Origin of the sequence: Halomonas sp. 707B3, assembly GCF_024158645.1 — a bacterium.
GTDB lineage: Bacteria > Pseudomonadota > Gammaproteobacteria > Pseudomonadales > Halomonadaceae > Vreelandella > Vreelandella lionensis.
The window spans coordinates 1-13,314 of the sequence record NZ_JAMZBE010000018.1; the positions used below are offsets into that span (position 1 = coordinate 1).

The following is a 13,314-nucleotide window of genomic DNA, read 5'->3' on the forward strand; positions in this document are numbered from 1 at the left end:
CTTCCCTTGCCCTTTGTCGTTAACGCGGCGTGAGTTTGGCAAACCCGAGCACAAGCCACTTCACGCCTTCACCGTCGAAGCTCACCTGCACGCGAGCACGGGCACCTTCGCCCTCGGCGTTGAGAATAATCCCCTCACCAAACACCGGGTGCTCGACCCGCTGGCCGACATGCAGTGCGGGCAGCTCGCCGTCGCTCTCGATACTGGTTTGGGCGAAGCTCTGCCGCGATGCGGTCACTGGGCGGGAGATATGGCCCCTTAGGCGTACTTCTTCCAGCAGATGGGGCGGCAGTTCGCGCAGAAAGCGCGACGGACGTGGAAACACCTCTTTGCCATGCAGGCGGCGGGTTTCCGCGTGGGTCAGGTAGAGCTTCTGCATGGCGCGGGTAACGCCCACATAGCAAAGCCTGCGCTCCTCCTCGAGCCGCCCAGGCTCCTCCACCGACATCTTATGCGGGAACAGCCCCTCCTCCACACCGGCGATAAATACCACCGGAAACTCTAGCCCTTTCGCCGAGTGCAGCGTCATCAGCTGCACGCTGTCTTCGAACTCTTCGGCTTCGTGGTCGCCTGCGTTGAGGGCGGCTTCTGATAAAAATGCTTCCAGCGCCGCCATGCCTTCGCCCGCTTCCGGGGTTTCAAAGGCGTCGCCATGGGTGAAGGCGCGCGCGGCGGTGACCAGCTCTTCCAAGTTTTCGACCCGCGCCTGGCCTTTCTCGCCACGCTCGCTTTTGTGGTGCTCGATCAACCCGGTTTGCGCGGTGACATGGTCAATAATTTCATGCAGCGGTAACCCGGCGGCGTCGTTATCGAGCTGCTCAATCAGGTTGGCGAAGGCCTGCACGGCGTTGCCCGCCCGGCCTCTTAAGGTGCCATCCTGAATCGCGTCGTGGAGCGCCTGCCAGAGCGAAACGCCCTGTTCCCGTGCGCGGTGGCGGACGATTTCCACCGTGCGGGTGCCAATGCCTCGGGTGGGCACGTTGATGACGCGTTCAAGGGAGGCGTCGTCGTCCCGGTTGAGCAGCAGGCGAAGGTAGGCCAGGGCGTTTTTGATCTCCAGCCGCTCATAAAAGCGGTGGCCGCCGTAGATGCGGTAGGGCATCCCTTGGCGAATCAGCGTCTCTTCCAGCAGCCGCGACTGGGCGTTAGAGCGGTAAAGAATGGCCACATCACGGCGGTTAAAGCCCTCGTCGACCTTCTCTTTAATGGTGTCAACGATATAGCGGGCTTCTTCCAGGTCGTTAAACCCGGCGTATACCGAGATCGGGTCGCCCTCGATGCCATCGGTCCAGAGGTTTTTACCCAGCCGTTCGCTGTTATGGCTAATCAGCGTGTTAGCGGCTTCCAAGATTGCGCTGGTAGAGCGGTAGTTCTGTTCCAGACGCACCGTATGGGTATCGGTAAACTCCTCTTCAAAGCGGCGAATATTCTCCACTTTGGCGCCGCGCCAACCGTAAATCGACTGGTCATCATCGCCGACCGCTGTCATCGGCGTTTGTTGGCCGGTGAGCAGTTTCAGCCACGCATACTGGAGGGTGTTGGTGTCTTGGAACTCGTCTACCAGCACATGCCCAAAGCGCTCGCGGTAGTGGTTCAGCAGCGGTGGGTTATCGCGCAGAAGCTCCAGGCTGCGCAACAGCAGCTCGCCAAAATCCACCAGCCCGCCACGTTCACAGGTGAGCTGGTAGCGCTCGTACAGCTCGACCATTTGTGCCAAATAGCCATCACCGTTGACGTTGACCTGATGCGGGCGCAGCCCTTCCTCTTTGCAGCCAGACACAAACCCCTGTACCTGGCGGGGCGGGAAGCGCTCATCGTCAATCGAGTAATCTTTGAGCAGCCGTTTGATCAGACGGAGCTGGTCGTCGGAATCAATGATTTGGAAATGTTGCGGTAGGCGGGCATCTTGCCAATGGGTGCGCAGCAGCCGGTGGGCAATGGAGTGGAAGGTGCCGACCCACACATGGCGCATGGAAATGCCCAGCAGCGCTTCTAAGCGCGTGCGCATTTCCCGCGCTGCTTTGTTGGTAAACGTGACCGCCAGCAGCGCGTAAGGAGACAGCCCCTCGGCCTGCATCAGCCAGGCAATGCGGTGAACCAGCACGCGGGTTTTACCGGAGCCAGCCCCCGCCAGTACCAGTAGGTTGCCTTGGGGGGCGCTCACCGCCTCCCGCTGAGCGGGATTGAGCTGATCAAGTATCGCCGTGACGTCGTCCATATAAGCCGCTGCCGGTTCGAAAATGGGCGGTCAGTTTAGCACAGCCCGCCCACTGGCTGGGTATACAGCGTACGTCGCGTTAGCCCGCCGTTAGTGGTCGTCTGGGTAACGCAGCGTGGTCAGGCTCTTTTTCACCGCTTTAAGCTGCTCGGCGAGTTTGGGGCCGCGGGTTTTAGCGACACCAACGGCCAGCACGTCGATCAGCACCAGGTGGGCGATGCGCGAGCTGAGCGGCGTGTAAATCTCGGTATCTTCATGCACATCGATAAACAGCGGCAGGCTCACTTCATGGGCCAGCGGCGATTCGCTGGGGCACAGGCCAATCACCGTCGCCCCCGCTTCGCGGGCCAAGCGCACGCTGGCCACCAGTGCCTTGGTACGCCCGGTTTGTGAAATCGCCACCACCACATCGCCCTCTTGCAGCGTCACCGCCGACATGTTCTGCATGTGCGGGTCGGCGTAGGCGGAGGTCGAGATCTGAAGGCGGAAGAACTTGTGCTGGGCATCGAACGCCACGGCACCAGAGGCACCAAAGCCGTAAAACTCCACCCGGTTGGCCATGGCCAGTGCATTCACTGCTCGCCCCAAGGCTTCATTGTCGAGCCGATCGCGTACCGACAGCAGTGTGCCGACGGTGGAGTCAAAAATGCTGTGAGAGAACTCCGCCACCGAGTCGCTATCGTTCATCGAGAACTGGGCGAACTGGCTGCCGCTGGCCAGCATCTGGGCGAGCTGAAGCTTGAAGTCCTGGAAACCGTTGCAGCCGAGGGCGCGGCAGAAGCGCACCACGGTGGGCTCGCTCACCTTCGCCTCAGTGGCCAGGTCCACGATCCGCATATGGATCACTTCATCGGGGTTACGCAGCACGAACCGCGCTACCTTTTGTTCGGAGCGACGGAAATGCTCCATGCGGCGTCTCATTTCATCGAACAGGGCGCGGCTCACGTTCAGCTCCTTAAATTCTTGATCGTGCTTATGCAGCCTAGGTGGCCACAGTATGCCTGAGTGACGCGAAGAGGGCAGCGGGAATCACCCGTAATGGCTGCCGTTTAAAGGGCGTTAACCCCTTTCTTCAAGAATCGTCATCATTTTGTCAAGTAGGTTATAGTAAGAAGTGACGTGCCGCACTGCATCATTTAAAAATCAGTCGTCACGGATGCAGGTGGACGTAGGCAACTTCACCTGGAGGAGCGTCGATCATGAGAAACGTCGAACGAATGACCTCGGTAAAAAGCGAATTGCTCGACATATTCATGAGTATGGAGGTCGATGAGCATGCCCAACGTCGGCGCAGCGCCGCCCAGCGTAGCCTAAGGGCACGCAGAGGGATTGAGCTGCATCGGGAGTTTCAGAAGCTATCGCGGGATATCGCTCCCATGCCGGACGATGACGAACCGCAAGAGAGCGAATTGCACTAAAAACAGCGTGTGATAGAACAGCCCCGCCAGCTAGCGGGGCCGTAACGGCTTAGAGTAAGCCTGTGACGAAGACAGCGATGACACCCGCGGGCGCTACATAGCGCGCGATGATGTTCCATACGCTTACGCCAGTGGCTGACAGCCCAAGCTCAGCCTCGACACTCTTGCGCTCTAAGCACCACGCAGCGAAGAGAATCGCGCCTAAACCGGTAAGCGGCAGCATGATTTTGCTGGTCAGCGTATCCAGTAGGTCGAACACGCCCATACCGAACATGAGCGGCTCGCTCCACACGTTGAAGGAGAGCAGAGCGGCAATACCCAGCGCCCAAGCGCCCACCCCGGCAACAACGGTCGCCATCACGCGAGACAGCGGCGTGCGCTCTTCAATAAACTCAACCACTGGCTCAAGCAGTGAAATGGCCGAGGTAAGGGCCGCGAAGGTGAGCAGCAGGAAGAACATCAACCCCAGGAGAGAGCCGCCGTCCATATTGCCAAATGCTAAGGGCAGCGTAACAAAGATCAGCCCAGGGCCTGAGGCTAGGTCAAGGTTGTTTGCAAATACGATGGGGAAGATCGCAAGCCCCGCCCCGAGTGCGATCACCGTATCCATAATAATGACGGTACGGGCGGTTTGGAGCAGGTTGATCTCTTTGCCCAAGTAAGAGCCATACGCCATCATAATGCCCATACCCAGCGAAAGGGTGAAAAAGGCGTGCCCTAACGCTGCCAGGACTGTCTCTGCGCTTAGCTTGCTCCAATCCGGGTTAAACATATACTCCAGCGCTTGGCCAAAATGGCCGGTCGACATGCCATAGCCGATCAGCACAACCAGCAGTAGCGCCAACACCGGCATCAAGATGCGCACAGCGCCTTCCAGACCCTTCGTGACACCCTGAGCCACAATGCCAATCACCAAGAGCATAAAGGCAGAGTGGCCTAGCAACAGCAACCCAGGATTGCTGAGCATGCCGTTAAACAGCGCGCCGATGCCGTCGGCATCTTGACCACTGAAGGTGCCAGTGACGGAGTTAAGGGTGTAGTAGAGCGACCAGCCGCCGATCACGCTATAGAACGACAGAATTAAAAACGCCCCAATGATGCCGCTGATGCCAACCACGGCCCACATACTGGATTTATTGGCTTGGCGTGCCAGCTCGGACATCGTGCTCGCAGGGTTTTTCTGACCGCGCCGCCCGATAAGCCACTCAGAAACAAGAATGGGCAAGCCAATGAGCCCAATACAGAGCAGGTAAACAAATACGAAAGCAGCCCCGCCGCTTTCACCTACCATATAAGGGAACTTCCAAATATTCCCTAAGCCAACCGCTGAACCCGCTGCGGCTAGCACAAAGGTCATACGAGATGACCACTGTGCATGTGCAAGTTTTGCCATAAATCACCTGTGTTACGTTCAATTATAATGAGTCGTTATCGGCGCAGTGCGCCGATTTTCGGAAATAGAGAAATTGCCAGCGTACTTTTCCGAAAGAACGCGCAATTTATCCGATCATGGTAGGGCTTGCCAGTCAGCTCATCTAAAAAGACGGCTTAAAACAGCTGGCTCTGCTTTTCATCGGCAAAGGGTTCAAGCTCAGGCAGTGCGATGTGCTGTTGAAGGGCGTGGTACAGGTGTCGAGCCATCTCAGGAGACTCACGGTTATCCGCTGTATGCACAAATAAGAAAGGGGTTTTCCCCTGACTTATCCACAGCTTTAGGCGCTCTATCCACGGAGCGAAGTAGCGAGTATTGATGGTTTTGTCAATATGGCCAATGAAGCGAATAATCGGTTGCTCCGCTGTGGAAAGCACGTGTAACGGGAGTTTCGGCTTTTCCTGTTGGGCATGAGCGAGGCCCGCATGGCCTTCGGCGGGGGTCGAGAACACCGGACGCACATCCAGCATCACACGATTAGCGCCATAAGTTATCAACAATCGGTTGAGGGCCTTCTCCTCCTTACCCTTGTGGAAAAAAACAGGGTGGCGCACCTCAACAGCACAGGGCAACTGCACTGGCCAGTGGGCGAGCAATGCTTCGAGTTTAGGTAACTCTGAGGGGCCGAAATCACGCGGTAGTTGGACCATGGTTGGACCAAGCCGGTCATGGAGCGGCGTCAGTGCCTCTATAAACTCCCAGGCAGACGCTAAACTGCCGAGACGCTGGTCGTGCGTCACGCTGGCGGGCAGTTTAAAACAAAAACGGAAATGAGCAGGGGCCTGACGTGCCCAGGCAGCGATGATATCGGGCTTAGGCGCACCGCTGTAAAACGTTGTATTGCCCTCCACGCTGGAAAACACCGCCGCGTAATCGCTGAGCAGGTCGGTCTTGGCTTGGCGCGGGTAGAGGCTGCCCTGCCAATCCTGATTGGCCCACATGGGCAAGCCCAGATAGAGCGGTAGCGGCGAGCGTGAGGCAGTCATCTAAGCGGTGGCCTTTGTCGAAACGTAGAATTGTCGAAACAGAAAGGCTTAGTGTAACCGTAACACCATGTGCTGTGGCGGGGGCTCAAGGCGTGTTAATGAAGATAACGGCCAAATTTATGCAATTTCCCCCGTCGCTGCAGCGCTACTATGGTAATCGTTATAACACTCACAAGATGACCAACAGGACGCCCCATGGATGCTGCTTATGTAAGCGCCGACGATATTCGCGATCAATTTTCCAAAGCGATGTCGGCGATGTATCAACAGGAAGTGCCGCAATATGGCACGCTGCTCTCGCTGGTGGAGAGCGTGAATCATAATGTGCTGGCAGAGGATGCCGCCTTAGCCCACACGCTCAAATCATCGGATGAGCTAGCGCGCCTTAGCGTTGAGCGCCATGGAGCGATCCGCGTTGGTTTGCCTGAAGAGCTGTCACTGTTACGGCGTATGTTTGCGGTGATGGGCATGCATCCCGTGGGGTATTACGACCTGGCTGCTGCCGGTGTGCCGGTGCACTCCACGGCGTTTCGCCCGGTGGATGATGACGCCTTGAAGCGCAATCCCTTCCGCGTATTTACTTCCTTGTTACGTCTTGAACTCATCGAGAACCCTCAACTGCGTGAGCAGGCCCGGGAAATTCTCTCTCGCCGTGAGATCGTCACGCCCGAGGCCCAGGCGCTAATCGCCCGCTGTGAAGAGCAAAGTGGCTTAAACGCAGCCGATGCCAAGGCATTCGTGCAGGCCGCGCTCGATACGTTCCGCTGGCACCACGATGCGACGGTGGATCGTGCCACCTATGACCGTTTACACCAGGAGCATCGGCTTATTGCTGACGTGGTGAGCTTTAGAGGCCCGCATATCAACCATCTTACCCCGCGCACCCTAGACATCGATGCGGTGCAGCAGCAGATGCCGAGTGTTGGCATCGACCCTAAGGCGGTGATCGAAGGCCCGCCCCGTCGCCGCTGCCCGATTCTACTGCGCCAAACCAGCTTCAAAGCGCTGGAAGAGACCATTACCTTTGCCGACAGCGTGGCGGGACACCATACCGCCCGCTTCGGTGAAATCGAGCAGCGCGGGGTTGCTCTCACTCAAAAAGGGCGCGCGCTATACGACCGCCTGCTGGCCGAGTCGCAGCAGCTGCCTCCTGCCAAAGATAACAACGTCCATCAGTCGCAGCTCGCCGAGGTGTTTCAGGCATTTCCTGACGACAACACAACCCTGCGCCGCGAAGAGCTGGCGTTTTTCCACTACGACGCCGTGCCGGGTGCCCATGTGTCGCTTCCCGAGCAGATCAACGCGGATACCCTTGAAGCGCTTATTGATCAAGGCGCATTGACCTGCCAGCCCATGATTTATGAAGATTTCCTGCCGGTTAGCGCGGCGGGCATCTTCCAGTCGAACCTGGGCGGCGAGCAGCGCGATGAATACGCAAGCCAAGCCAACCAAGCCCAATTCGAGCGTGACTTGGGTGCCTCCGTGATTGATGAAATTGCGCTGTATGAACAGCGCCAGCAGGCATCACTGGATAAGGCGCTGGCAGCGCTTGGGGGAAGGTGTTAGAACGTGCTGACTAACACAAGACATGGTTAACCACATCACCGCAGGAGAGCGCTATGCAGCAGGGCAAAGTATTGGTGTTACATGGGCCTAATCTCAATTTATTAGGCACGCGTCAGCCAGAGATTTATGGCTATGACACACTGGACGATGTGAATAACCTGCTGCGCGAAAAAGCGGTAATGGCAGGCTGGGACATCACCTGCCTGCAAAGTAACCATGAAGGCGCGCTCATCGACGCCATCCACGCAGCGAGGGTGGATGGCACGCAGGCCATTATTATCAACCCGGCGGCCTACACCCATACCTCGGTGGCGATCCTCGATGCATTGAACGCCTTTGATGGCCAGGTCATCGAAGTCCATCTCTCCAACGTGCATAAGCGCGAGTCGTTTCGCCACCACTCCTATGTCTCGCTACGGGCCGATGGCGTGATTGCTGGCCTAGGCGTGCAGGGATATAAAGCGGCGCTAGAGGCGGTGATGGCTGCCTCCCATCAATAATATAACTCCCTTGTATCGTTAGCCCTTGCCGCACTTTTAACCGTGGCCCATCCTTCTCTCAGGGCAACTTAGCCCTTGGCGTTTCATTGGCTTGGTAAGGATGGGTAGGGTATGGCTAAATTTTTTCGGGAATTCCGCGAGTTTGCTGTTAAGGGCAACGTGATTGATATGGCGGTGGGTATCATCATTGGCGGGGCGTTTACGCTGATCGTGCAAAGCCTTGTCAAAGACGTGATGAATCCGCTGATTGGCCTGTTGGTGGGTGGGATCGATTTTTCGAATCTGTTCGTCGTATTGCGGGAAGGCGTGGCGGGAGCGCCCTATGCCACCTTGGCGGAAGCTCAAGCGGCGGGGGCGGTGACGCTGAACGTGGGGCTGTTTATCAACGCGGTGGTGAGTTTCTCCATCGTCGCGTTCGTGGTGTTTTTGCTGGTGCGTACCATCAACCGCTTAAAGCGCGAAGAGGCGGTGGCACCGGCAGACCCGACCGAAAAGCCCTGCCCTTACTGTTTTATGGTGGTGCCGATCAAGGCCGTTCGCTGCGGTCACTGTACTTCTGAACTGCAGGCGGCGGCCTCAGAGAAGCCTACCGAGAGCGTGTAGCGAAGCGTCATTAAAAAAGGGTGCCCGTGGGCACCCTTTTTGCGTTGCAGAAGGCGGTTACGCCGTCTTTTTCGCTGCTTTCTTATCGCTCTGCGTGCTGTCACTGGCATCGCTGGGTTGTGGCAGCGATGGCAGAGATTTCGCCAGCATATCGACGCTATGGCGATAGTAGAGCTGGCTCTTGTTGTGCTCGCCTAGGCTTGCGTAGAGGCGGGCAAGCTCGGCACACACTTCGCCATTGGGGCGCTGGCGCTGGCTGGCTTCAAAGTACTCCAGCGCTTTTTCCCACTGGCCCACACGCAGCGACAGGCGGCCACAGGCGAGCAGCAGCTCGGGGTCGTTGGGGCGCTCTTGTAGCCACTTTTCGGCCTTGGCGAGCTGGCGAGCGGCATCCACGTTGAGCAGGCCGTAGCGCTTCACTAAGCGGGCGTCCCAGTGGTTGTCCAGCGAGTGGTTCAGCAGACGCTCGGCAATCGGCTCTTCGTTGGCGTGCAGCAGTGCCTCGGTATAGAGCACGATCAGCTCGGTATTGCCGCGCAGGTAGTCGGGCATATCCGCCCACAGCCCGCGAACCCGTTCGATATTGGTGGGGTTCTTCGCTTCGAAGATGATCAGCTCGCGATACGCTTTGAGTTCCAGCTGTTCGCGCTCTTGCTGGGTAATCAGCCTCTGCGCAGCCAGTCGTGGAATTAGGCGGCGCAGGCCTTCCCAGTCGTTGACGCTCAGGTGTACCTGCTTCAAAAGCTTCAGTACCTGCGGGTGATTGGTGAGCTGCTTATCCAGGCGATTGAGAATTGCCAGAGCCTCTTCCGGCTGCTGACGGTCAATCATCAGCTGCGCCTGCATCAGGCCAATGGCGGTATCCGCGCCGTCGGTGGTCAGCTGGGCCTGGTTCAGATGCTCCTGGGACTTCTCGTGGTCGCCCTGATAGTGGGCTGCCAGCGCGGCCGATAGGTAGTTCACCAGCGGTGTGCTGGAGTCGTCGGCGGCGCGCACCAAGGTTTTCTCGGCTTTTTTCCAGCGGCCTTCGGTGAGTGCCACCAAACCACGCACGGTGCGTTTCATGGCGCGACGGTTACGGGCGCGGCTGTTCCAGGTACGGAAGCGACCAACCGGGCGAATAATGCCGGTAAGCAGGCGCAGCGCGAAGTGCAGCACAATAAAGGCACCCAGCAGCAGCACCAGACCAAACCAGAACGAGGTTTGAACCGAGGTGTCACCAACGCGGATCAGCCAGTAGCCGGGCACCGACATCATCAGGTGCCCAAAGAGCGCGCCAACCGCGAGGCCCGCAACGATCAGCAGGATGAGTTTTCTCATGCATCACCTCCATCCTGACGGCGCGACTCGAAGCGATTGTCGATGAAGCTGGCCAGCGCTTGTTGAGAGGCGCTGATGTCCGGCAGCTCAGGCTGTACCTGAACCTGCTTCAGCTCTTGCAGACGGGCAATCACGCTCTGGGTCTCTTCACGCTCGGTATCGTAGTAGCCGTTGAGCAGTTCCAGGGCTTTGTCGATGCTCGCTTCATATAGCTCCGGCTCCTCTTTGAGCAGCGCTAACTGAGACTGCTCGAGAATCAGGCGCAGGCTCTGACGCAGGTAAGACTCTTGCTCAGGCGTGATTAGGGCTTCCAGCGCTTCATCGTGCTGACGAATCACCACGAGATCTTTCAGCTCTTCACCAAAGCGGGCTAGCTGACGCTGGAAAGTGCCGGTAGGCGGCTGCTCGATACCTGAGGTCACGGCGCGCTCTTCAATTTCTTGAGACAGGCGCAGGCCTGCCACGCGCTCTTGCTGGGCATTCAGGGCCAGGTAAATACCGGTACGGTCTACTTGGGGTACGGCGTCTAGCGCAGCGAGCTCGTTGGCAATCTCGCGACGCACGGGCGTCAGTGACGGGTTATCAGCATCGGCTAGGCGGGCATCGGCGGTACGCAGCAGCGCGGCGGCACCTTCCACATCGCCTTCTAACTGTAGGCGCTGATTAGCCAGGCGCAGCAGGTAGGCGGCTTCGGCGTGTAGCCAGTCGCGCTCGTCGGTGTCCTGCTCTTGGGAGAGCTGAGCCAGAACGTCGTCCAGCGTGCCGTTCACTTCGCTGCGGTAGCTATCCAGCTCGCTACGCAGTTCGCTCATGGTGCTGTCTAGCGCCTGGCCGCGCTCGGCTTCGCTCTCATCGATACGTGTTTCAAGGTCGCTAACGGCCTGCTGAGAAGCGCTATTCTGGGCTTGCTGAGCCAGCTCATCTAAGCGCTGCTGCTGACTATCCAGGCGCTGCCAGCCTTGCCACGCTACTAGACCCAGGGCAAGTGCCAGGATAATCACCAGGGCAATGGCTACGCCGCCACCTTTGCTGCTGCCGCCACCGGTAGAGGAGGGCGGAGTCGGCTTGCCTGGGCCTCCAGTAGCGGATGTACTGCCGCTTTTCGAGGAGGTGGACGCTGCAGGTGTTGCTGTGGCGGTCGGCTTGGTGTCTGCTGCCGTCGCTTTGGTATCTTTTGGGGCGTTGGCCTGCGCAGTGCTTGCCGTGCCGGACGTGGGTGCACTGGCATTTGAAGCGCTGGTAGTCGAAGCGCTTGAGCCACCTTTATTGCGGCGGCGCGAGCGGCTGTTCTTAGCCGCGTAAGAGGAGGAGGCGCTGCCAGCAGTCGACTCGCTTTTCGCCGATGATGCCGTAGTATCGCTCGGTTGCGCGTTATCTTGGGATGCATCGGCAGACGTGTTGTTAACGCCTTCCTGCTCGTTTGGTTGTTTGCTCATCTGTCGCTAGCCCTTATTAAGTTCCTTGATCGACATCGGCACCCTATGGGTTGCAGGACCGATCCAACGCGGCCACCAGCGCAGCCGGCGTTGCTCCCGACGCCACCTTGAGGTCACAAAAACCCAGTTTACCGGCCAGTGTAGCTAAACGGTGACTGGAAACGATTAGCGGTTGGTTCAACGCTGCTGGACCACACCATTTTGCCAGATATTCAAGCAGTTCGCCGCTGGTGACGATCAGCGCCCGGTAGGCACCTGTGGCGAGGCGCTTTTGCATCGCTGGCGAAGGCGGCTGATAAACCCGCCGATAGACCGCCAGCCGGGTAATAGTGGCCCCGCGTGCCGCTAGAGTGTCGGCGATCAGCGTGCGGCCGCCTTCTCCTGCCACCAGCAGCACTCGTTGATGTGCTAGGTGGCGAAGCGACGCTAGCGAAAGCAGCGCTTCGCTGGTGTCTTCACCCTGCTGGGGCGGAGGAATACGTACCCGAACCCCAAGCTGATCGAACAGTATGCTGGCAGTGCCCCGTCCAACGCTATAGTAATCAATACCGATAGGTAGCTGCGGCCAGTAGCGATCCAGCGCCTCGCTTAAACAGTAAGCGGCAAAGGGGCTGACCACCACTATCTTATGGTACTGATCAATATCCAACCAGACTTGGCGCTGCGTAGCATCTTCAGGCAGCGCTTCCAGATGCATCACGTCAAGCGACTCCACCCAGCCTTCGCTTGCCCGCAGGGCATCGGCCAGCGCTTCGCCCCGCTCCCCTGGGCGGCAGATCAGTACCGGCTGGCTCATACGTTGCGGCCGTAAACCTCTGCCAAGATATCGCCAGCGCCTTGATCCAGCAGCTCTTCGGCAATACGAATGCCGAGCGCTTCCGGCTCGTGGATAGAGCCACGGCCCTCGGCACGCAGTACCTCGGTGCCCTCTGGGTTGCCCACTAGCCCGCGCAGCCACAGGGTATCGTTGGCTTTATCCAGTACGGCGTGCCCGGCAATCGGCACTTGGCAGCCACCTTCCAGGCGCGTGTTCATGGCGCGCTCTGCTCGAACGCGAGTAGCGGTGTCCTGGTCGTCCAGCGGGGCAAGCAGCGTGATCAACTCGGGGTCGTGCAGGCGACACTCAATGCCCAGCGCCCCTTGACCGCAGGCGGGCAGGCAAATCTCAGGTGGCAGCGCCTGTGCAATACGGGCGTCGAGGCCTAAGCGCTGCAGGCCAGAGGTCGCCAGAATAATAGCGTCAAATTCACCATCGTCGAGCTTGCCAAGGCGAGTTTGTACATTGCCGCGTAGGTTGAGAATCTGTAGATCTGGGCGCGCTTCGCGCATCTGCAATCCGCGGCGCAGGCTGGCAGTGCCGATACGTGCGCCTTCGGGCAGTTCATCTATGCTGTTATAGTGATTGGACACAAACGCATCGGTGGGATCAGCACCTTCCAAAATCACCGAAAGCCCTAAGCCTTCCGGGAAGTGCATGGGCACATCTTTCATGGAGTGCACGGCAATATCGGCGCGTCCATCCAGCATGGCGTCTTCAAGCTCCTTGACGAATAGCCCTTTGCCACCAATTTTGGAGAGAGGCGTATCGAGAATTTTGTCGCCTTTGGTGGAGAGGGGGACAAGCTCAACTTCCAGACCGCTATGTGCCGCCATCAAGCGGTCGCGGACGTACTCGGCCTGCCACATGGCCAACTGACTTTTACGCGTGGCGATGCGCAATTTAGTGATGGATGACACCTGATTCTCCCTTTGCCGCTGACACGGCGCGTCGAACTGTGATAATTCTCATCATAAAGCACCCAGCCACACAGTAAAAATAACCGGCCGAATTTAGG

12 protein-coding genes are annotated in these 13,314 nt (G+C 58.3%); 4 read left to right on the plus strand and 8 right to left on the minus strand.

All coding sequences use genetic code 11. The features are described from left to right. Positions 1-19 precede the first annotated feature (19 nt). Both uvrD and hexR read right to left on the minus strand, forming a co-directional pair. On the minus strand, positions 20-2,218 hold the full coding sequence (gene uvrD / locus BIS10_RS04225; RefSeq protein WP_253502846.1) for a DNA helicase II: 2,199 nt from the start codon (positions 2,216-2,218) through the stop codon (positions 20-22). Between the two features lie 90 nt (positions 2,219-2,308). Beyond that, the gene (gene hexR, locus BIS10_RS04230; protein ID WP_044629315.1) at positions 2,309-3,163 is read right to left on the minus strand and encodes a transcriptional regulator HexR; all 855 of its coding nucleotides are present in this window, start codon (positions 3,161-3,163) and stop codon (positions 2,309-2,311) included. Between the two features lie 254 nt (positions 3,164-3,417). On the opposite strand from hexR, the gene BIS10_RS04235 reads away from it, so the two are divergent. Then, positions 3,418-3,636, plus strand: coding sequence for a PA3496 family putative envelope integrity protein (locus BIS10_RS04235; RefSeq protein ID WP_044629316.1), 219 nt, complete (start codon positions 3,418-3,420; stop codon positions 3,634-3,636). A 49-nt stretch (positions 3,637-3,685) separates the two neighbouring features. Here the strand turns inward: BIS10_RS04235 and BIS10_RS04240 are convergent, their stop codons facing one another. After that, positions 3,686-5,029 (minus strand): sodium-dependent transporter, encoded by a 1,344-nt coding sequence (locus BIS10_RS04240; protein ID WP_253502848.1) that lies wholly within the window; start codon positions 5,027-5,029, stop codon positions 3,686-3,688. A gap of 155 nt (positions 5,030-5,184) precedes the next feature. After that, the gene (locus tag BIS10_RS04245; RefSeq protein ID WP_253502851.1) at positions 5,185-6,054 is read right to left on the minus strand and encodes a DUF72 domain-containing protein; all 870 of its coding nucleotides are present in this window, start codon (positions 6,052-6,054) and stop codon (positions 5,185-5,187) included. Positions 6,055-6,249: 195 nt separating this feature from the next. On the opposite strand from BIS10_RS04245, the gene BIS10_RS04250 reads away from it, so the two are divergent. The 3 genes from BIS10_RS04250 (at position 6,250) to mscL (ending at position 8,723) form a co-directional block, all read left to right on the plus strand. Further along, a complete protein-coding gene (locus tag BIS10_RS04250) occupies positions 6,250-7,620 on the plus strand; it encodes a VOC family protein (RefSeq protein WP_253502854.1) in 1,371 nt (456 codons plus the stop codon). A gap of 53 nt (positions 7,621-7,673) precedes the next feature. Further along, positions 7,674-8,120, plus strand: coding sequence for a type II 3-dehydroquinate dehydratase (aroQ, locus tag BIS10_RS04255; RefSeq protein WP_253502857.1), 447 nt, complete (start codon positions 7,674-7,676; stop codon positions 8,118-8,120). Positions 8,121-8,231: 111 nt separating this feature from the next. After that, a complete protein-coding gene (gene mscL, locus BIS10_RS04260) occupies positions 8,232-8,723 on the plus strand; it encodes a large conductance mechanosensitive channel protein MscL (RefSeq protein ID WP_253502860.1) in 492 nt (163 codons plus the stop codon). A 57-nt stretch (positions 8,724-8,780) separates the two neighbouring features. On the opposite strand, the gene BIS10_RS04265 is transcribed toward mscL, so the two are convergent. Genes BIS10_RS04265 through hemC form a run of 4 tightly spaced genes read right to left on the minus strand, consistent with a single transcriptional unit; the run spans position 8,781 to position 13,216 of the window. Beyond that, positions 8,781-10,043 carry a heme biosynthesis HemY N-terminal domain-containing protein gene (locus BIS10_RS04265; protein ID WP_253502863.1) on the minus strand — a complete coding sequence of 421 codons (1,263 nt, stop codon included), beginning with the start codon at positions 10,041-10,043 and terminating at the stop codon, positions 8,781-8,783. Beyond that, a complete protein-coding gene (locus BIS10_RS04270) occupies positions 10,040-11,479 on the minus strand; it encodes a uroporphyrinogen-III C-methyltransferase (protein WP_253502865.1) in 1,440 nt (479 codons plus the stop codon). The genes BIS10_RS04265 and BIS10_RS04270 overlap by 4 nt, the downstream gene beginning before the upstream one ends. A 43-nt stretch (positions 11,480-11,522) precedes the next feature. Further along, positions 11,523-12,275: a uroporphyrinogen-III synthase gene (locus tag BIS10_RS04275; protein ID WP_253502868.1), complete on the minus strand. Its 753-nt coding sequence runs from the start codon at positions 12,273-12,275 to the stop codon at positions 11,523-11,525. Next, positions 12,272-13,216, minus strand: coding sequence for a hydroxymethylbilane synthase (hemC, locus tag BIS10_RS04280; protein WP_253502872.1), 945 nt, complete (start codon positions 13,214-13,216; stop codon positions 12,272-12,274). The genes BIS10_RS04275 and hemC overlap by 4 nt, the downstream gene beginning before the upstream one ends. Positions 13,217-13,314: the final 98 nt, after the last annotated feature.

Bases quoted from the DNA above. Each gene is read 5' to 3' on its own strand.
- uvrD (WP_253502846.1), bottom strand. From the start codon at position 2,218: ATGGACGACGTCACGGCGATACTTGATCAGCTCAATCCCGCTCAGCGG.
- BIS10_RS04235 (WP_044629316.1), top strand. From the start codon at position 3,418: ATGAGAAACGTCGAACGAATGACCTCGGTAAAAAGCGAATTGCTCGAC.
- BIS10_RS04240 (WP_253502848.1), bottom strand. From the start codon at position 5,029: ATGGCAAAACTTGCACATGCACAGTGGTCATCTCGTATGACCTTTGTG.
- BIS10_RS04245 (WP_253502851.1), bottom strand. From the start codon at position 6,054: ATGACTGCCTCACGCTCGCCGCTACCGCTCTATCTGGGCTTGCCCATG.
- BIS10_RS04250 (WP_253502854.1), top strand. From the start codon at position 6,250: ATGGATGCTGCTTATGTAAGCGCCGACGATATTCGCGATCAATTTTCC.
- aroQ (WP_253502857.1), top strand. From the start codon at position 7,674: ATGCAGCAGGGCAAAGTATTGGTGTTACATGGGCCTAATCTCAATTTA.
- mscL (WP_253502860.1), top strand. From the start codon at position 8,232: ATGGCTAAATTTTTTCGGGAATTCCGCGAGTTTGCTGTTAAGGGCAAC.
- BIS10_RS04265 (WP_253502863.1), bottom strand. From the start codon at position 10,043: ATGAGAAAACTCATCCTGCTGATCGTTGCGGGCCTCGCGGTTGGCGCG.
- BIS10_RS04270 (WP_253502865.1), bottom strand. From the start codon at position 11,479: ATGAGCAAACAACCAAACGAGCAGGAAGGCGTTAACAACACGTCTGCC.
- BIS10_RS04275 (WP_253502868.1), bottom strand. From the start codon at position 12,275: ATGAGCCAGCCGGTACTGATCTGCCGCCCAGGGGAGCGGGGCGAAGCG.